General features: G+C 46.9%; 19 protein-coding genes and 1 riboswitch. Of the genes, 6 read left to right on the plus strand and 13 right to left on the minus strand.

The genetic code is table 11. From position 1 onward, the window contains the following. Positions 1 to 26: 26 nt before the first annotated feature. The 8 genes from F0265_RS01055 to F0265_RS01090 all read right to left on the minus strand — a co-directional run bounded on the left by F0265_RS01055 (position 27) and on the right by F0265_RS01090 (position 6,329). Complete coding sequence (locus tag F0265_RS01055; RefSeq protein WP_171747413.1) at positions 27 to 524, minus strand: SRPBCC family protein; 498 nt, start codon at positions 522 to 524, stop codon at positions 27 to 29. Positions 525 to 689: 165 nt separating this feature from the next. Beyond that, entirely contained in the window at positions 690 to 1,304 is a 615-nt protein-coding gene (locus F0265_RS01060) for a YopT-type cysteine protease domain-containing protein (RefSeq protein WP_171747414.1), read from the minus strand. Between the two features lie 206 nt (positions 1,305 to 1,510). Further along, positions 1,511 to 2,173 carry a thiaminase II gene (gene tenA, locus F0265_RS01065; RefSeq protein WP_065742358.1) on the minus strand — a complete coding sequence of 221 codons (663 nt, stop codon included), beginning with the start codon at positions 2,171 to 2,173 and terminating at the stop codon, positions 1,511 to 1,513. Then, complete coding sequence (locus tag F0265_RS01070; protein WP_019277359.1) at positions 2,173 to 3,123, minus strand: ABC transporter substrate-binding protein; 951 nt, start codon at positions 3,121 to 3,123, stop codon at positions 2,173 to 2,175. The genes tenA and F0265_RS01070 overlap by 1 nt, the downstream gene beginning before the upstream one ends. Before the next feature lie 16 nt (positions 3,124 to 3,139). Then, entirely contained in the window at positions 3,140 to 3,940 is an 801-nt protein-coding gene (locus F0265_RS01075; protein WP_171747415.1) for an ABC transporter permease, read from the minus strand. Then, positions 3,933 to 4,679 (minus strand): ABC transporter ATP-binding protein, encoded by a 747-nt coding sequence (locus F0265_RS01080; RefSeq protein WP_171747779.1) that lies wholly within the window; start codon positions 4,677 to 4,679, stop codon positions 3,933 to 3,935. Before F0265_RS01080 ends, F0265_RS01075 begins: the two co-directional genes overlap by 8 nt. Further along, on the minus strand, positions 4,669 to 5,499 hold the full coding sequence (gene thiD / locus F0265_RS01085; RefSeq protein ID WP_171747416.1) for a bifunctional hydroxymethylpyrimidine kinase/phosphomethylpyrimidine kinase: 831 nt from the start codon (positions 5,497 to 5,499) through the stop codon (positions 4,669 to 4,671). The genes F0265_RS01080 and thiD overlap by 11 nt, the downstream gene beginning before the upstream one ends. 109 nt (positions 5,500 to 5,608) lie before the next feature. After that, a riboswitch (TPP riboswitch) is annotated at positions 5,609 to 5,706 on the minus strand. Positions 5,707 to 5,825: 119 nt separating this feature from the next. Further along, complete coding sequence (locus tag F0265_RS01090; RefSeq protein ID WP_045974159.1) at positions 5,826 to 6,329, minus strand: lactoylglutathione lyase family protein; 504 nt, start codon at positions 6,327 to 6,329, stop codon at positions 5,826 to 5,828. Positions 6,330 to 6,545: 216 nt separating this feature from the next. Here F0265_RS01090 and F0265_RS01095 point away from each other — a divergent pair, with 216 nt between their 5' ends. Both F0265_RS01095 and F0265_RS01100 read left to right on the plus strand, forming a co-directional pair. Continuing rightward, positions 6,546 to 7,376, plus strand: a complete 831-nt coding sequence (locus F0265_RS01095; protein ID WP_171747417.1) for an HDOD domain-containing protein — start codon at positions 6,546 to 6,548, stop codon at positions 7,374 to 7,376. Positions 7,377 to 7,481: 105 nt separating this feature from the next. Next, positions 7,482 to 8,375, plus strand: a complete 894-nt coding sequence (locus F0265_RS01100) for a LysR family transcriptional regulator (RefSeq protein WP_171747418.1) — start codon at positions 7,482 to 7,484, stop codon at positions 8,373 to 8,375. Here F0265_RS01100 and F0265_RS24550 read toward each other — a convergent pair. Next, a complete protein-coding gene (locus F0265_RS24550) occupies positions 8,372 to 8,929 on the minus strand; it encodes a VCBS domain-containing protein (protein ID WP_253809265.1) in 558 nt (185 codons plus the stop codon). The two genes, F0265_RS01100 and F0265_RS24550, sit on opposite strands and share 4 nt — an antisense overlap. A gap of 325 nt (positions 8,930 to 9,254) precedes the next feature. Here F0265_RS24550 and F0265_RS01110 point away from each other — a divergent pair, with 325 nt between their 5' ends. Then, positions 9,255 to 10,358, plus strand: a complete 1,104-nt coding sequence (locus F0265_RS01110) for a DSD1 family PLP-dependent enzyme (RefSeq protein ID WP_171747419.1) — start codon at positions 9,255 to 9,257, stop codon at positions 10,356 to 10,358. Positions 10,359 to 10,431: 73 nt separating this feature from the next. Here the strand turns inward: F0265_RS01110 and F0265_RS01115 are convergent, their stop codons facing one another. From F0265_RS01115 to mrdA, 3 genes are all read right to left on the minus strand, one after another. Next, positions 10,432 to 10,590 carry a hypothetical protein gene (locus F0265_RS01115; protein WP_154351826.1) on the minus strand — a complete coding sequence of 53 codons (159 nt, stop codon included), beginning with the start codon at positions 10,588 to 10,590 and terminating at the stop codon, positions 10,432 to 10,434. Between the two features lie 396 nt (positions 10,591 to 10,986). After that, entirely contained in the window at positions 10,987 to 12,864 is a 1,878-nt protein-coding gene (locus tag F0265_RS01120; RefSeq protein WP_171747420.1) for a PhoX family phosphatase, read from the minus strand. A gap of 546 nt (positions 12,865 to 13,410) precedes the next feature. Next, positions 13,411 to 15,273: a penicillin-binding protein 2 gene (gene mrdA, locus F0265_RS01125; protein ID WP_171747781.1), complete on the minus strand. Its 1,863-nt coding sequence runs from the start codon at positions 15,271 to 15,273 to the stop codon at positions 13,411 to 13,413. Positions 15,274 to 15,665: 392 nt separating this feature from the next. On the opposite strand from mrdA, the gene F0265_RS01130 reads away from it, so the two are divergent. Continuing rightward, positions 15,666 to 16,757 (plus strand): efflux RND transporter periplasmic adaptor subunit, encoded by a 1,092-nt coding sequence (locus F0265_RS01130; RefSeq protein WP_171747421.1) that lies wholly within the window; start codon positions 15,666 to 15,668, stop codon positions 16,755 to 16,757. A 122-nt stretch (positions 16,758 to 16,879) separates the two neighbouring features. Further along, the gene (locus F0265_RS01135) at positions 16,880 to 17,485 is read left to right on the plus strand and encodes a TetR/AcrR family transcriptional regulator (protein WP_171747422.1); all 606 of its coding nucleotides are present in this window, start codon (positions 16,880 to 16,882) and stop codon (positions 17,483 to 17,485) included. A 23-nt stretch (positions 17,486 to 17,508) separates the two neighbouring features. On the opposite strand, the gene ascB is transcribed toward F0265_RS01135, so the two are convergent. After that, the gene (gene ascB / locus F0265_RS01140) at positions 17,509 to 18,900 is read right to left on the minus strand and encodes a 6-phospho-beta-glucosidase (RefSeq protein ID WP_171747782.1); all 1,392 of its coding nucleotides are present in this window, start codon (positions 18,898 to 18,900) and stop codon (positions 17,509 to 17,511) included. A 267-nt stretch (positions 18,901 to 19,167) separates the two neighbouring features. Between ascB and F0265_RS01145 the strand changes: the two genes are divergently transcribed. Then, positions 19,168 to 19,593, plus strand: coding sequence for a universal stress protein (locus F0265_RS01145; protein WP_171747423.1), 426 nt, complete (start codon positions 19,168 to 19,170; stop codon positions 19,591 to 19,593). Positions 19,594 to 19,603: the final 10 nt, after the last annotated feature.

Consider the following 19,603-nt stretch of genomic DNA (forward strand, 5'->3'; position numbering starts at 1 on the left):
CCCTTTCATCCCTATCAATATTGCGCTTAAGCCGCTGAGCTTTGTTGGTTAGGCAGTGACTGCTCGGAATAGGTTTTCAGTCCATTGAGTAATTTGCCAAATGCACCGGGAATCGCTAAGCGGAGCAGTGGGTAGAATGGATAAGCGAAGAATTTAAGTTGCGGTTGGGCATGCCAAATCACTTCGGATTTGTTAGCACCTAGAGAGCGAACCGTCATTTGCACCTGATTCTTTTTCACTGGCACAATGGCCGGCACATTGATGGGTGTGATTTCAAACGTCAGAGATTTATTCACTTCGTTGTACTGTGTGATGACTTCCTTAGCCTTAGCACCGTTTGGATTCTTGCTCAGGTTACAGATGCGCCCTTCCATCGGAGCCCCTGTTGAGCTGTGGCCAGATCCAATTTCATACGAATGTGGGATTGGGTCCATCCACAGGTGTGCTTTATCAAATTGGTGAGCAATTAGGTCCCAGACTAGATCTGCAGGTTTGTTGATTGTGACTTTTTTAGTGATTTTCATGACATCTCCTTAATTTGAGCCGGTTGGCTCTCTCGTTGCCTGAGATGTAATTTAGAAAATTCACGCCACGCTTTTTTGATATTTCTTGCTATGTTGAGTGAGAGCAATAAATGGAATGAAAAAACCTCGCTGATAAGCGAGGTTTATTAGAAGATAAATCTAGGGCTAGGCTTTAGTCACCGTCTTCACCATGTGTGATTTGAAAGGTGCATAGAAGGTCGCCAACGTTTTCAACCAGCTTTCAAAATCTTTACTTGGCACTTCAAACTCACCATAGTTAGGTTCAAAAACATAGACGGTGTCGTTATCTGTTTTCAGGCTGCCTTGCTTCGGTGATAAAGAGCGGTAAAAAGCAATAGTGTGTGCACCGTCAGCCCCCACAACAGCTCCCGGGAACCAGAAAGAATAGATAAAGCCAGCGTGCTGCGGCTTAGTCACTGCCTTTACAATGTTTTTGATATTAAAGTGAGTGTAGTCATACAAGAGTGCGGTTTCTTTTAAGCCGCGCAGTGAAATCATCATCCGGTCTGCAACCTGATAAGATGCCCCACCCTCGGCCCAACGAGAAGCGAATGTCTTTTGCAAAACCGGGTTACCTGCACCATCACGCGCAGACAAACGCTTCATGCGTTGCTTAGCGTTGCCTTTTTTCTCAAACATAAAGCTCAGCCACTCGATACTGAAGTTATGGCAAGCCCCATTCGTTGCTGCTGCAGATGTCCCTTTCTTCGCCTTCATCGCATTGACCTGCGAAAAGTTAGCAACAATATTGTCCTTCATAGTCCCTCTCCAACCCATTGATGTTGTTAATGATACTTTCTATATCTATCTGGTAAAAAATAGCAACTAAGGGAGTAGTGACCTAATTATTTTTTAGAGTAAATAGTCTCTCTCACATCTTTCGTGTCGGAATCAGCTCAACGATATACGCAAGCAACAGACATAAAAAAGCCTCGCCAAAAGCGAGGCTTCATCATGATTTCGAACTATTTGGCATCCAGACCTTGCTGCCAGAACGCCACTTCCATTCGAGTCGCGGTTCTGAACACTTCAATCAGGTTTTGTCCCCGCTGGCTATGAAGATCAATCTCTTCTAAGAGTTGGTTAAAATGCTCCGCACCTTGTGCCACTCCACTCTGGAATTCCTCACCACCATAGAGCTCAATCCAACTTGCGTAAGGATTTCCTTCCAGTACAGTGTCATTGCTTTCAATCAACGCTTTACCAATCACCGCATAGCCAATCGAACACGGCGCCAGCGCGGCATACAGGTCAACTAAATCACCTGTCATGCCTGCATCAAGCACATAGCGTGTGTAAGCAACGGTTCCAAAATCTTCAGGTTCGTTTTCCAGATCAGACTCCGTCAGCCCCCATTGACCACAATACGTCACATGATGACCAATTTCGGAATCTAGCAGAGCATGCACACTCGGCAAGGCACGACGCATGTCTTCCAGCGTGCGTGCTTTATAGATGGCTAACGCATAAGCACGCGCATACTGTTTGAGAAATAAAAAATCCTGCTTCAGATAGTGAAGAAAACTGTGCTGATCTAAAGTGCCTTTTGCTAGCTGCTGCACAAAATCATGCTGTGTGTATTCCTGCCAGTCCGGCTGACAAGCTTCGATAAGATCCTGATATTTCATTAGTTAAACTCCGGCACATAATCTGCGGCTTTAGGCAAAGTCTCGATGATCTTTTGTGAATACATGAACTGGGCGTAATCGTCATAGCGCTTGAGATCAACCGCAGAAGGACGCAGTGCAAAACGGGTTAACGTATCGTTCCAAGCTCGTTGGTTAAGTTCATTGTTGAGAGTGTCTGGCGCGTAGGCAACAAACTCCTTCCATGACGCTTGTGGGTGATTGACAATGTAAGTTGTGGCTTGCTCAAGCGCTTTGTTGAAGGCTTTGATAGCTTCCGCATCATGAGTTTTGGCATTCGCCACAAACACCAGTTCGTCATAAGCTGGCACACCGTGCTCTTCAGGGAAAAAGGCTTTCGCTTTGTAGCCTTCAAGCGCGAGCTGGTTAGTTTCAAAGTTGCGTAGACCACCCCAGATCGCATCGACTTTTCCTGATGCCAATGAAGAAGAGAGAGCCCAGCCCACATTGATGATGTCCACATCGGCGAACTTCACACCGTCTTGCGCTAGCATAGTCCCAATAGTGGCTTCTTCATTGCCTGCGATGGCAATACCGATTTTCTTGCCTTTCAGGTCGGCCAGATTGTCGTTCTTACCATTGTCTAGCACCATCAGCGTGTTGAGCGGTGTCGCGATTAGAGTTGCAGAACGAATAAGCGGCAAACCCGCCGCAACGTCGATAGTCAGACTTGGCTGGTAAGAGATTGCCAGATCCACTTTGCCAGCAGCCACCAGCTTAGGTGGCGTGCTTGGGTCAGCGGGCTCTTGAATATCAACATCAATGCCTTGCTGCTTGAAGTAGCCACGCTCTTTCGCAATCACGATTGGGCCATGGTTCGGGTTAACAAACCAATCCAGCATCAGAGTGAGTTTTTTCTCTTCCGCCAGCGATTGAGCAGAAAATGTTGAGCAAAGTAGTGCCACTGCACTGAGTATTTTTTTTGTTTTCACGGGAGTGTCCTTTCTTTTATTGGTTTTCCCAAGGAATCAGTTTCTTAAGTAATTTATCGGTGATGAAGTAAAGCGAGACAGACAACAAAGCCAGAATAAACAGCGCCGCAAACATCTCATCAATGATCATGCGCGCGTTGGCTTGCAGCATCAGGTAACCCAGACCTTCACTGGAACCTACCCACTCTCCGGCCACCGCGCCAATTGGCGCTATGACCACAGCGACACGTATACCGGAAGCCAAAGTGGGTAGAGCCGCTGGGAGTTGAATGTGTTTCAGCATTTGCCATTTGCTCGCCCCCATGGTTCTCGCCAGGTCGAGATAGCCTGTCGGCGTGTTTCTCAAACCGTCGTAGCAACACGTGGTCACGGGGAAGAAAATAATGATCGCCGCCATCACGACCTTTGATGCGATACCGTAGCCAAGCCACAACATCAAGACTGGTGCAATCGCGAACACAGGAATCGCCTGACTGGCAATCAGGATCGGTAACAACCAGCGCTTGAGCGGCTTAAACAACAGCATCTGTAAGGCGAAGAACAGCCCCATCGACAAGCCGAGTAACAGACCCAACACAATTTCTTGACCAGTCACTAGCGTATGTTTCATCAATACATCAAAACGACTGATGAGGCGCTCAAACACGTCAAGCGGCGCAGGGAGAATAAAGCTTGGCATATCAAACACCACCACGACTAGCTGCCAAAGCCCGACAATAATGGCAGCACTGATCGTCAATCGGAGCACTGGGTGTGTCAGACGCTCCTTTTTCACTACGTCTCGTCGAATGGCGTCAAACTGAGTCATATCACTCATAATCACCCTCCAACGAATTGAGAATGTTCTGCTGCAATTGCGCACATTCTGCATCTATGACACGAGGCGGTTGAGTGGTTGGAACATCATGTGATTCAGCATAAGCGGGTTGACCGCGGAGGATGTACAGAGCGTCGGCCAGTCGAATCGCTTCTTGCGGGTCATGGGTGATCAGCACCACCGTTTTGCCACGCAACAGCTCAGCAGCCAATGTCTGCAATTTATGTCTCGTCACTGCATCTAGCGCAGAAAAAGGCTCATCCATGAGTACCACGGGTTTGTCTTGCATTAACGTACGAGCCAACGCCACACGTTGACGCATACCACCTGACAACTGTACAGGCATTGCCGTCGCCTGATCCGATAACCCGACTTGCTCCAGCAATCGCAGCGCTCGATTCCTGTCAGGTTGAGCGCTGCCAAACTTGCTACTCAGGCAAACATTATCCAGGACATTGAGCCATGGTAGCAGCAGGTCTTGTTGTGCCATGTAAGCGATCTGGCCTTGCAGTGCTTGGCTATGACTGAGCGTCAGTTCTCCAGCCCAGTGCACTTTGTCGTTCAACAGACCTGCCAGATAACGCAGCAAGGTGGTTTTCCCACAGCCACTTCGCCCCAAAATACACGTCCACAGCCCAGCGGGTATCGACATAGAAAAGTGCGCTAATGTCGGGGCTGGATTATCCGTGTACTGTAAGCTGGCGCGCTGAATTTCGATCCCAATCGGCTCAGCGAACATTGATGTGGCCACAGAAAAAGTGATGGACCGGTCCATGCCCTTTGCCAACATTGAGTTCATCAGCATGAGCGATGGCCTGCGAGATGTATTGTTTACCTAGATACACAGCTTTGTGCAGCCTATTGCCCTGCGCAAGATAAGACGCAATCGCCGAAGATAAGGTGCAGCCTGTTCCATGAGTGTTTTTCGTCGGGAATCGTTTGGCACTCAGAAGCTCACTCGTTTGCGCTAAGATCAGCAAATCATTGCTGTTGTCATCTTTTTCTAGATGCCCCCCTTTCAGCAGTACCGCTTTGGCACCGAGTGCGCGCAATTCTTCGATCATATTACCCATCTGATCTTCATTTTCCGGCACAGCGCCATCAATCAAAGCTGCCCCTTCAGGAAGGTTTGGGGTAATCAGATCCGCCAGCGGAATCAACTGCTCTTTTAATGTGCTAATCGCCGACTGCTCCAACAGAAGGTCACCGCTGGTTGCAACCATTACAGGGTCAACCACCAGATGGGCGGGGTTGTATTGTCTGATTTTGTCCGCAACGACCTTAATAATCCGCGCGTCAGCCAACATGCCGACTTTAACGGCAACCACATTGAGATCCGTAAACACGGCGTCGAGCTGACTTTCAATATGCTCTAGAGGAATCGGGTGAATTGCGCTTACGCCAAGCGTATTTTGCGAGGTAATGGCCGTAATGACAGAACACGCGTAACTGCCAGTTGCAGATATGGCTTTGATGTCCGCCTGAATACCGGCGCCACCACCGCTATCAGATCCTGCGATGGTTAATACAATGGGTGGCGTGTCTTGTGAATGTGGCATAGGTGCTCCTATTACAAGACGTATAGGAACTCTCAGCCAGACATGAAGTGATCAATAAAAGGGAAGATCGAATCATAAAAAGCGAGTGCACCAAAGCAAGAATACTCAAACATCGATGCTAATAGTTCCCTACGTCAGTGCTAACTGAATCAGGTTCTACGGGTCTCGCAATGCGATCTCAGCCCTAAGGCTCCCCGACTATTTCCCGCTGATAATAACAGTAATTAAAAAGCGAATGCACTTTTAAATGTGCAAAAAGTGCGAGTGGTCAATCAACACAGGCCTCAAACCAAAAAGCCACTCATGAATATGAGTGGCTAAATCGATTATTGGTAAGCACCTGCTGAGTAATGCAGCTCGTAGCTATGAGAGTAGATTTCAAGGATGTTACCGAATGGGTCTTCCATGTAGATCATGCGGTAAGGTTTCTCGCCCGGGTAGTAGTAACGTGGCGCTTTCATACGCTTCTTACCACCTGCTGCAACAATCTTCTCTGCCAGTTCTTCCACATTTGGATCTTGTACACAGAAGTGAAAGATGCCTGTTTTCCAATATTCGAAGTTGTCTTCTGGGTTTTCCTGATTTTTGAATTCAAACAATTCAACACCAATGCGATCGCCTGTTGAAAGGTGAGCAATACGGAAGCGCTCCCAACCTGCACCAAACACATCAGTACACATTTCGCCAATCGCAGAATCGTCTTCAACGATTTCGGTCGGTTCCATGATCAGGTACCAACCAAGTACTTCGGTATAAAATTTAACGGCTGCTTCTAAATCAGGTACTGAAATACCGATATGAGAAAAATTACGTGGGTATGGAGTCGACATACTGGCCTCTAAATAGATTGTCATATTAGGCGGTTGCCCTGTTTCGTTAGACTCATATTAGCCAGACAAATAACACAATAAAAATTATCAATTTTTCTCATTTTAATAATTTTTTGTTATTGAAAATTTTTCTAAACTTCTTCGTTTCCAACTTTGTATGAAACTAATTTACTGTTCTATAGTAAGAAAGCTCATAAATAAAAAAGGAGAACGCCCATGAGTCAGGAGGCTTTAATTTCTCGCCTTAACGAGTTACCAAGGATTCAAAAAGTACTACAAGAGTTACTCGATATGGTGAATCAAGACGAAGTAGATTTTGGCGAGCTCTCGAGAAAAATCTCTACTGATCAGGTATTGAGTGCTCGATTGCTGCGTATGGCGAACTCTGCCCATTTTGGTGGTAATAAAACTGTCTCGTCAGTAAGTGAAGCGCTACTTCGTGTAGGTACGGGGCCGGTACGAACTCTGGTGGTGGCATCAGTGCTTTCTGGTGCATTTCCAAAAATCAAAACACTGGATATGGACCAGTATTGGGAAGACACCTTCGAGATTTCCGTTATCGCCAGCAAGATTGCTGAAGAAACGGGCATGGATGCAAACGAAGTCTTTACAACCGGGATTTTGCACAATATCGGCGAACTGATGATTCACACCCTCGTTCCTGATGCTGCGGTGAAAATACATGAACGTTCCGATGCAGGTGAAGATGCTATTTCGGTTCAAGAAGAAGTACTGGATATTACCGCTCCAACGCTGGGTGCAAAGCTAGCCAAAACTTGGAAGTTCCCAGATCCAATGGTGGATGCCATTGCCAATTTCCATGATCCACGTGACGCAGAACTGTCGCCTAAAATGGCCACAACACTGCACTTTGCGCGCTCAATTCACCGAGACTGGGACAAGCTAGAAGATGACGAAACAAAGGCTCGTTATCTAGCAGAGCACCCTGATTCACGTTTACTGCACATTTCCGCTAATTTTGCTCCGACCGTCGATAAATTCCGCGGTAATGGACGCGATCTGGCAACTCAACTCAACGCAGCATAACTTTGGATGGCGAGGTGATACACCTCGCCATTCTACTCTCACTACCAAAATTTAACGTTATCACATAAACTATTAAGCATAATTTTTTGTTATTAAACGATGACGATGCTAAACCCTCTGTGGCTTAAAACCTTTCAAACGCTTATCGACACCGGTCACTTTACCAAAACCGCTGAAAAGCTATTTATGACCCAGCCCGGGGTTAGCCAACACATCAAAAAGTTAGAGCAAACATGCGGTCACGCTCTCATTGCTAGGCACAACAAGACGTTTGAGATTACTGAGGCCGGACAAGCCGTCTATCAGTACGCCCTGCAAGTCGAACTTCAACAAGCTGAGCTACTTAACTCACTCAATATGGAAGATCCGTATTCGGGCAGCGTTTCGCTTTCTTGCTCTGGCTCACTGGCACTACGGATCTATCCGCATCTTCTTAATTTACAATGTAAATATCCAAAGCTGGTTCCAAAGCTGGAAGCCGCTCCGCATCATAAGATTTTGGCTGATGTCTTATCGGGTGAAAGCGATGTAGGAATCGTGACTCACGTCCCTTCCGATTCACGCTTTGAATCGGAAACATTGGGCTGTGAGCCTTTATGTCTGATTCTTCCTGCTAAGTTGGCATCAAAGCACTTAACGCCTGAAGGATTGAAGTCGATTGGATTAATTCAACATCCAGATGCCGTTCATTATCTGTCTCTTTATTTTGCTCAGTGTGGTGAGCCGCTGTTAGAGAAGTTGAACATCGACGATATCCCAGTCACCGGATACATCAATCAACTTAGCCAGATACTACTGCCTGTTGCAAACGGGCTGGGATTTACAGTGCTGCCCAAAAGTGCACTCGATTCATTCCCAGATCGAGACCGAGTAGCTATCTATACCGCGAATAACGAAGTGACAGAAACCTTGTACTTCCTGACTAAAAGACACCGCCAGTTACCACAACGCTTTTCGACCATAAAGCAAGAGATTTCGCCTTACTTTCATCATGACTAACCGACCGTAATTTCTGTCGCCAACTCTTCGATCACAGCACCGCCATCGACTCCAACCAAGGTCAAGGTAATGGTAATCGGCTCTCCAGCGTCAGAGTACAGAGAGAAGCATTCCAGCTTGCGCTCGCCTTGTTTTAGAAACTGCATTTTGATGTTGTAAACCGAGTAATCCCAATGACCATATTTGTCGATGTTCAACGACCCCAAAGTCCCCTTGCCCGCAACCACACTATTAGGGTCAAACTGAGTTTGACGACGATGACCGCTTGAAACGAGAAGTCGGCCGGAATCGCTTAACAACGGGGACATGTCCCAATTCACAGACTCATGTTTTTCTTCTTCGTAATCCGATGTGCTCTGATGATAACCCCTGCCCAGTAATTGGCTGGCTCTGCCATTCTCTGATTGAGGGGGGCTTGGTAGAAGTGAAAGTGATGCAAAGCGATAGGCTCTTGCGCTATCAGCGTTAGATAAAGAAGCACCTGCAGACAGAGCATAGGTATCTGTATGGTTTACAGCACTTCTCGAACGATGTGTGTGGATTGAATAAGCCATAACCTTCTCCTATTTTCTCTGATTACACTTGTCAAAGTCGAACTCATATTGAATCAAGCTGGGTAAAGTGACTAACGCAAACCACGTGCCAAAAAACAGGAAATATAGATACGCACAAAAGTGCATATAATTCATAATGATAGAAATTGGCGAAATCAGAGCACAATCGGATTCTCAATATGAGACGCAAAACACAATAAAAAGCGATGGCTCATTTTCAATTTGCTAATCGCCTTAATACACCAACATTTAACAATTTTCTTAATCAGCATGGCGGTCTGGATGCTATCCTGACGCCGCTCAACAAAACAATAAGTATGCAAAAATGAAACTAGAACACATCGATACACCAGCTTTGTTTATCGACATCGACGCTGTCGAACATAACTTAGCTGAGATGCAACGCAGAATTAATCAACTAGGCTTAACCCTACGCCCTCATACTAAGGCGCATAAAATCCCGCAACTGGCTCACAAGCAAATTGAATACGGTGCGCAAGGCATCTGTACCTCAAAGCTGGGTGAAGCGGAAGTGATGCTTCAAGGTGGTATCACCGACATCCTAATCACAACCCCTATTGCAGGTCAGGCCAAATATCAGCGCCTGATTGATCTTCATCGCCAATACCCGCAAGCGACGCTCTACCAAGTTATTGATCATCCGCAGCACGTGGAATCAATCGCTGAGCTCGCTCAGCAGGCCGGTGTCGTGGTCAACCTTCTGATTGAAGTCGAAAGTGGTCAGCAGCGATGCGGTGTCGCAGTGGGTCAAGGACTGCTGGAGATTATAGAGAAAGTCGTTCAGACCGAAGGGGTTCATTACGCTGGAATTCAGGCGTACAGCGGGCACTTACAGCTGATTAAAGGCTTTGAACAGAGACAACAACAAGCACGCTCCGCCGTGACTGAGCTGTTTGATTTTATCGAAACTCAATTAAAGCCACGCCATCTTGCCCCAGAAATCATCAGTGGAGGCGGCACTGGGACGTATCAAGCTTATCAGGGGCTAGCGTACACTGAGATACAAGCAGGTTCTTATTTGTTTATGGATAACTCTTATTGCAATATTGGCGATGAGCAAGATGCAAATCTTAATCAACAGTTCAATTCTGCACTCAAAGTGTTAAGCACCGTCATTAGCCACCCAACCCCGCAACGCGCCGTTATTGATGCGGGTATGAAGTCACTCTCAATTGATCTAGGTATGCCGATTGTTGAATCTCGCCCTGAGCTTACCTATCAATGTGGTGGGGATGAGCATGGCATTGTTCATCTTAGTGAAGACAATCTGCTTAGTATCGGGGAAACCCTGGTGTTAACGCCGAGTCACTGCGATACCACGCTGAACAATTTCGATTATTTATACGTGGTTAAACAAGGTGAGATTGTCGATAAATGGAAGATTGCAGGGCGTGGTCGTTCAGACTAACTTTTCTGCCTATTTTTGACATTAAAAAAGGAGCCAACGGCTCCTTTTTGCGATATCCATAAGCAAGTGAAATTTATGCTTCCAATACGTCTTTTCCAGCGGCTTCTGCAAGGAGAAGCTGATCAGTTTCATCCAGCTGCATGCCAAAAACTGGCAGACCGTGTTGGCATACCCAACAAGCAAAGAAAACAACGATACCCAGAGTTACTAAACCCAGAACAACCATAGCCAAACCTCCTCCTTGGTTATCAACATACGTACCGATAACTTAAGATGTGGCGTCGCCGGAGCGATGAGCTAAAAGGCCTTTGTAAATACTTTATTCTTCGACGCTTTCGATTCACTCTCAGTGGGAACATCACTGAGCCATGTGTTTCGTTTTCGTTCAATTTTTCGTATCAACTCTGTGAGTTTACTCGGGTCTCTACACCTTTAAATCATGTGGGCACCTTTTCACTATAGTTATACCGTACAAACTGAGCAACTACATTTAGTGGTTAGCGGCCATAAGATCACAATTTTTATGCTCATTTGCGCATATTTATCCTTACACGCGTTTCTCAGACATCAAAAAAGGGGCAAAGCGCCCCTTGAGTAGTGCAAGTATTCCCTAAAGGAATTTTTGTATTTATGCGCCTATCACGCCGCCATCTTCGCGTGTGATCGCCATGATTGTAGAGCGCGGTTTGCTGTTACCGCCCGCAGGGAAGTGAGACGGAGCACCTTTCTCACCCGGGTGCTGAACACCGACAAACATGGTTTTGTAATCTTCTGAGAAAGTCAGGCCGGTAATTTCACACGCTACAGGGCCAGTCAGGAAGCGACGCACCTCACCCGTCATAGGGTCACCACACAACATCTGGTTGTTACCTTGACCGGCAAAATCACCTTTGTTGGAGTAGTTACCATCGGTTTGAATCCACAGGCGACCTGCTTTATCAAAGCCAATACCATCCGGGCTGTTGAACATGTTGTCTTCGTTGATGTTCTCACTACCCGCGTAGAGGTTGCCTTTATGAACCGTTGGGTTACCCGCAATCAGGTACAGATCCCATTCAAACCCTTCGCTGGTGTGGTCACCACCTTGCGGTACCCAGCGAACAATCTGACCATAATGGTTTTCTTTGCGCGGGTTTGGTCCACCGACAGGCTGGCCTTCTTTCACACCACGGTTTTTGTTGTTGGTCAAGGTACAGAAAACGTGCTGGTTGTCCGGATGCACCGCAACCCATTCTGGGCGGTCCATTGTGGTTGCGCCAACTTGAGTCGCCGCTCGACGTGCAAAGGTCACCACTTCCGCTTGGTCATGGAAGCCGTTTTCTTTCGTCAGGCCATTCTTACCATGTGTCAGCTCCAGCCACTGGCCTTTACCTTTCAGCTCCGCATCATCCATCTCGAATTGAGCGACATACAATGTCCCTTCTTCCAGTAGATCACGGTTCACTGCGTTATTGCCTGGCTGATATTTGTTCTTCGAAACAAACTTGTACAGGTGCTCACCACGCTCATCATCACCCAAGTACACGACCACATGACCGTCGTCGTTGATCAGCAATGCCGCATTTTCGTGCTTGAATCGCCCCAAAGCAGTGCGCTTCAGCGGTGTTGAAGTCGGGTCGTTCGGGTCAATCTCAACAACCCAGCCAAAGCGATGTGGCTCATTGGGATGCTTAGCCAAATCAAAGCGCTCATCGGTATCATGCCATTGGTATTTGCTTGGCTTAGGCTCAACACCATAGCGTGCATGATCGTCCGAGACTTTGGCGCTACCACTGGTACCGAAGTAACCATTGAAGTTTTCTTCACAGGTCAGGTACGTGCCCCATGGCGTTTGGCCATTCGCACAGTTGTTGAATGTACCTAAAGGTTTCATACCTGTCGGATCTAGCTTGGTCTTCATCAAATCGTGACCAGCAGCTGGACCTGTGAGCTGCATTTCAGTCGCAGCGGTAATGCGGCGGTTACGCTTGCCGTTTTTGTCCAGCTTCCACTCACCGCCAGACTTAACGATTTCAAACACAGTCACACCGTGAGCGGCCTGTGACTTGATGACATCATCAGCGGTCATCGCTTTACCGCCATGTTCAAACAGGTATTCGTAGTTGGTGTATTCGTTGTTGACGGCAATTACTGCGCGGTCTTTCGCGATTGGGAATAAGCTCATACCGTCAGTGTTGTCACCGAACTGACGTAGTTGAGCTTTTGAGTCTTGCTTACCGCTCGGATCGAACTCTGGCGCATCAGCAAATATCGGATCACCCCAAGACAACAACGGTGTTGCTTTGTAGCCTTTTGGCACAATAATCGCATCTTCTGTAGAGGCAGGAACAGCGTCAAAATTCAGTAGTGCGCTTTTCTTGTCTGCGGCAAATGCCTTAGTGATAGGGTTAAGTGACAGAAACGCACCTGCACCTACTGCTGCGGTACCAGCCAGAAAACGACGACGAGATAGTCTCGCCTCGATCATTTGGCTGAATTGAGAATCTTGCTCATCGCGATTCCACATTGCTGACTCCTTGCTCGAGTATGTTTTTTATTAGTAGCGAGCAGATGATAGACAGTAAAAATGACAAACTTGTTAAACTATTGTTTCTGTTAAATAAAGGCGAGATTGCAGTTTTGTTTGTGTTACATTGCAGTCCTATTAAAGTGAGCTCATATTCACTTTTTATAAATAAGGTATGGCGTACATACAAAAAAATGTGATCTAACCCCTAGCGAACTTGTCATTTGGTCGCTACATTAAGTCTTGTTCATGAGGAACTTGATTCACATATGCTCAGTGACGAGCAAGCCATTAAAAAGTGAGGGAATATCATGAAGAAAATGAGAAAAGCACAATTGCATCGTGTTCGAATTCAATATTGGAAAGAAGCCAATAATAAAGACACAAACAAGAAATAACGTGCACCCTTTATTGCCTGCCTTGGCAGGCTTTCAAAGTCTAAGCTGGCAATCCGTTGCCAGCTTTTGTGTTTCTAGAGTCCAGTAACCTGCAGATACAACGAGAAAAGCCCCTAGTTGGGGCTCCTTGGATTCCAAATGCTCTTGCTTAACTCTGCTTCGACTTGCCTCCAATGAGCAAGTGATCAAACACATTTCGAACAAACGGTGCACCAACTTTAGAACCACCATTACCGTGTTCAATGACGACTGTCGTGACATACTCAGGGTTGCGACACGGAGCAAATCCTGTAAACAAGCCGTGATCGAGAAGGTTGTGGCTCAATTCTTTGGAGTTATAGACTTCGTCTTTCTTCAGGCCGAAAACCTGCGCTGTACCGGATTTACCACCACTGCAATACTCGGCCCCTCTGAACGCTCTTCGGCCTGAACCTCTTGGGCCTTCATTCACCAGTCGCATTGCATTCAGAGCAATATCCCATGAACTGTCATCCACTTGCTTCATGTTGTTAGTCACTGGCTCATCAACTAACTTCGCAGACTCAAAGCTTTGGCCATGTTCAATCACAGCTTTCAGCAGATGAGGTGGCGTGACATTGCCGTGATTTACCAATACCGATGTCGCTTTAGCAATTTGTAACGGTGTGGCTGTCCAATAACCCTGACCAATACCGATGGGCACCGTATCTCCTTTGTACCAAGGCTGGTGATGGCGACGCTGTTTCCACTCCCGGGTCGGCATATTGGCTTCCGTTTCCTCAAGAATGTCTATACCTGTCAGCTGACCAAACCCAAACAGCCCCATCCAATCCGAGATACGATCAATCCCCAAATCGTAAGCCATCTGATAGAAGAACGAATCCACCGACTCTTCAATCGCTAGCGTGACATCAACATCACCATGCCCCCAGCGGCGCCAGTCACGCCAAGCTTTGGAATGACGACTGGAGCCAGGAATCTGCCAGCGGCCATGATCGTTACGAATCGTAGTCGGGCTGATGACATGTTCAGTCAACCCGGCAATCGCCATGAAGGGCTTCACCGTGGAAGCGGGCGGATACACGCCAAGAGTGGCACGATTGACCAGTGGGTGATGCACATCTTCAAGCAATTTACGATATGCAGGCCCTGAAATCCCATCGACAAAGGGGTTGGGGTCATAACTGGGGCTGGATGCCATCGCCAGTACACTGTTGTCTTTCGGGTCGAGTACCACCGCACTGCCCTGCCTGTCTCCCAACAGTTTGTAGACATAATTTTGTAAATCGACGTCAATGTTCAGAACGATATCTTTACCCGCCACAGGGGGTACATATTCGAGGGTGCGAATCACTCGACCACGGCTGTTCACTTCAACTTCTTCATAGCCTTGCTCACCATGAAGCATTTTTTCGTAGTAGCGCTCGATCCCGAGCTTGCCAATGTTCTTCGTTGCCCGGTAGTTAGACAACTCATCCTGACGCTTGAGACGTTCAATATCGCGATCATTGATGTGAGAAACATAACCTACAACATGCGTCAGTGACGCACCATAAGGATAGAAACGCTTCATTTCAGCGTTGATCACAAAGCCCGGAAATTCGTGTTGATGCGCAGAAAAACGGGCCACTTCCAACTCAGATAACTCCCCCTTTATCGTCACCGCCTTGAAACGCCTGCGATGTAGATGTTCAAGCTTGTTCAACTGCTCTGGTGATAAATCGACATATTTTTGCAAGTTAACAATAGATTGATCGAGGTTGAGTGCTTTATCCGGAAACACATCCAACACATAAACAGGAATGTTTTTCGCTATGAGGTGCCCGTTACGGTCATAAATCAGCCCTCGTGGAGGAGAAATAGGCAGAACCTGAATTCGGTTGTCATTTGCTCGGGTCTGGTAGTAGTCAAAATCTTTGACTTCTAGGTGGTAGAGGTTTGCCACCAGCACACCCAATAAGGCGATCATCGCAATAAAAGCCACGACCGCGCGGCGTTGGAATAGCTTCACTTCCCACTCATGATTGCGCATGTGGGTACGTTGTCGATTGAACTTCATAATACGGGAACAAATTGACGGTGATTTTATCGTCCAACACCTGTCAATATATTTACATTTGGTTACATTGACGATTACTTTAACAACAACGGGTAAGCGTTATGTGCGAAGAGTGTCAACATCCCCGAATCGGCTGGCCTCTCAAGCACGGAAGCGAGTGAATCAAGCCGCGCAACGCATACTTTGCACCATGCCCCCGACACTCATTCTTGTGGAGCACTACACCTGTGGTAATTTTGCACGGCTGGCTCCCAATCAAAACTTTACTTAACGGTAAAGTTAAAATACCCTTCCCAACCATAAAAAATAAAAATCAGTATTCAAAGCTCAATAAGAAAAATAAATACAACAAATTAGGGATAGCTATGAACAAACTTACCCTCTCACTTGGCCTAACGCTCGCGCTTGCACCTGTTATTCTTTTCAACTGTCAGACGTCACAGGCAAAATCTTCGAAGCATTCAACAGCGTACATGGTACAACTGCCTGTAGAACGTAGCGCGACCAAACTGATCGCCATGGAAGGCGAATTTAAGCCTTCCAAGTACACGCAAATACTCACGGAGCACAGTGGGAAAATCACTCACATTTTTGTTGAAGATGGCGATTATGTTGAGAAAGGTCAGCCGTTACTGGAGTTTGATTCCACGATCGCTGCTTTGGCCGTCAAGGCTGCGGAGAGTGAATATCAGCTTGCAATCCGCAACATTATAGAGCTCACCCGCACCACTAACGAGAATGATCCTAAGTACATCATGGCTTCACACGCGGTGGAAGAGACCAGAAAGAATCTGCTTTCTGCTCAGCAAGATCAGAGTGCCACCACCATGTACGCCCCATTTGCCGGCAAACTTGGACAAATCAAATTCAATTCAGGAAACTACGCCAACAAAGGGGAACTGGTCACAGAGCTCGTTGCCTCTGATACGGTCGAGCTGCACTTCAACGCTCCCTCAAAAGTGCTCGAAGATTTCCGACAAGCTCTCAACACCATTCCCGATAACCTGAGGGTTTCCATTCCAGACCATGACGGCCAGTTTGTTGATGGTAAGCTGACGTATGTCGACGCTAAGCTCTCCAACCAACAGGATCTTCTCAATGCTTATGCGGTATTTAACAATCAAAACGGTGAACACCTGATTGGCTCAACAACGGCCTTCTACCTCAATAGCCCTCAAGCAGCGCCCCAGCTTTTCGTCCCGGCCACTTCGCTGCACACCCAAGAGGGAACTTCGACACTGTTTGTCCTTGATGACCAACGTATTGTTCGATCTAAACAAGTCACACTGGCAAAAATCAAAGAGACTTACACCGGATATGTGCCTATCGAGTCCGGACTGGAACCTGATGACTTTGTTCTCATGACGCCAGAGGCCCCCGCTCTGGAAGGCCAGCGAATTGACCCTATGGTCAACCTCGTCAATCAGCTCAATGAAATCTTAAATCGCCAGAGGTGATGGCAAATGCAGCAAACAGCTCAACGAAAGGTGAATGAACTCTCATCACCCCAATCAAGTGATAGAAAGCGTAGTAAATTATGGTAGCGTTGCACCTTTCCCCATCCTGTACGGATAAAGGTATGGATAAGCGAAGCCAACGTAGCGAGCGCACTAAACAAAGCATCATACTCGCGGCGATTGAATGCTATAAGGAATTGGGTGTGCAGGGCGCCTCTCTGGATTTGATCGCTAAAAAAGCCTGCTCAACCAAACCGACGGTGTATTCTCACTTTGGTTCAAAAGAAAATCTCTATCAAGCGGTTGTTGAGTATGTCATGGAGCAAGACAGACTGAGCCACGCTTTGCCTGATTTTGATCCTGCTAAGCCATTACGCGACCAACTGATTGCCATATTTACTCAACAGTTGGATCAAGTCATGCAGTGCGATACACGCCAGTTGCTCGTTGCCATTACCATCGAAGCCATGTGTCACAATCAGTGTCACCTCAATCATGTGGAAAGCATCAAATCCTGCCCGCTCGAAATCTGGCTGAAAGCCGCGATGAAGCACGGCGCAATCTCGCAACAAAATGCCGCTGAGCTTGCGACCAATCTATGGGCACTGGTTCAGGGTCGAACCTTCTTTCCTGTCTTTCTTGGCATGGCGCCGAATGATATTAAAGAGCGGCAACAGAATTTAGAATCAGCGATTGATTTCTTCCTCTCCTGTCAGGGGATAAAGTAAAGGAGCCAAATGGCTCCTTTGTTTCAAGATTTTAGCGATGCTCCGTGAGTCCGGATAACGTCCTGATACCAGAAAAAGCTTTTCTTGCGTTTACGCTCTAACGTGCCACTGCCATCGTCATGGCGATCAACATAAATGTAGCCGTAACGCTTACTCATTTCTGCAGTGGAATTGGCAACCAGATCAATCGGCCCCCAACTAGTGAAACCCATCAGTTCCACTCCATCCAATACGGCTTCTCTGGCCTGAACTAAATGGTCATTGAGATAGGCAATGCGGTAGTCATCTTCTATCTCTCCGTCGGCGTTGATTTCATCGCGCGCCCCAAGCCCATTTTCAACTATGAATAACGGCTTCTGATAGCGGTCATAAAGAAAGTTAAGCAAAATGCGTAGCCCTTTCGGATCAATCAGCCAACCCCACTGACTTTTCTCTAAATACGGATTAGGCACGCTATCAACAATGTTGCCGACCTCTTTTTGCTTGGGATCGGCACTGGCACAGCCACTCGCATAATAGCTGAATGAAATGAAGTCAACGCTGGCGCTAGCCAGCTCCTCTACATCACCTGGCTGCATGTCAATCTCAATACCTTTTTCACGGAAATAGCGAAGCATATAGCCCGGATAACGACCACGAGTCTGCACATCACCAAAAAACAGCCATTTGTTGTTTTCCTGCATCGCTGCGATGACATCGTCAGGATTGCAGGTATACGGATAATTGGGCGCACCAAGCAGCATGTTACCTATCTTGGCATCTGAAATAATCTCATGACACAATTTCACCGCTTTCGCATTAGCGACTAGCTGATGATGTATTGCCTGATAGATGGCCTGCTCACTGGACTCTTCAGCCAAGCCCACGCCGGTAAATGGCGCATGTAGAGACATGTTGATTTCATTGAACGTCAACCACAGTTTGACCTTGTTCTGATAACGTTCAAACACGGTACGAGCATAGCGTTCAAAGAAACCAATCAGTTTACGGCTCGCCCAACCGCCATAGTTTTCTACCAACGCGTAAGGCATCTCATAATGAGACAAGGTGACAAAAGGCGTAATGTCATGCTTCGCTAATTCATCGAAGATACGATCATAATACGCCAAGCCTTCTTCATTGGGCTCGGATTCATCGCCATTCGGGAATATACGCGTCCAAGCAATGGACAACCTCAGACAGTTGAACCCCATTTCATTAAACAGAGCGATATCTTCTGGGTAACGCTGGTAAAAATCTATCGCCAGATCTTTAATACCATCGGTGCGTTGTTGGCGCGTCTGGTGCGGGCTGAGAATCCCATTGGGCAACATGTCGGATGTCGACAGCCCTTTACCATCAAGATTAAAACTGCCTTCCACCTGATTCGCCGCAATCGCGCCGCCCCAAAGAAAATGCTTAGGAAAAGTTGTCATCATATTCTCTCTCACTTCGAGTCTGAACTGAGTGTAACTCACATTTTAGGAACAAAATGAGGCTGAGGTGTGAGATAGTTATTTCCTAGTTTTTAAGGTTATCAACACCAAAAACAGCGCATGATTAAGATGACCGATTAACGAAACATGCGAGCATTTGTACATACCAACCAATGCAATTTGTAGCATTTCCGCGATCTCTTAGACAAAATTTTTCAGCGATTCGCTCTATGATGAAATGAGTCAGTTCAATAAGAGGACATGGTAATGAAATATCGACATATTCTGGTCGCGCTGGAGCTGTCTGAAGAGAGCAATGTGTTGATTGAAAGAGCGGTATTTATGGCTAAGCAGCATGACGCAGAGATATCGCTGATCCACATTGATGGCACTCATGGAGAAATTTATCCAGAGCTGGTCGACATCCACGCTGACGCCAGCGTCAGACCACTCAACGAACACTCCATGGAATGGTTGCGCGCCTTCCAAGCCAAGATGGATTTTCCTGTGAAGCATTTTCTAGTCGGAACTGGCGATCTGGGCGATAAGCTCAATGACACCATTACAGAAAACCGAGTCGACTTACTGATATGTGGCCATCATCAGGACTTCTGGAGTAAGATCATTTCTTATTCGAGGCACCTGATCAACAAATCTCCCGTCGACATTCTGGTGGTGCCCATTCCAAGTTAAACCAGTGGGT

This window comes from Vibrio sp. RE88 (assembly GCF_013113835.1).
Lineage (GTDB): Bacteria > Pseudomonadota > Gammaproteobacteria > Enterobacterales > Vibrionaceae > Vibrio.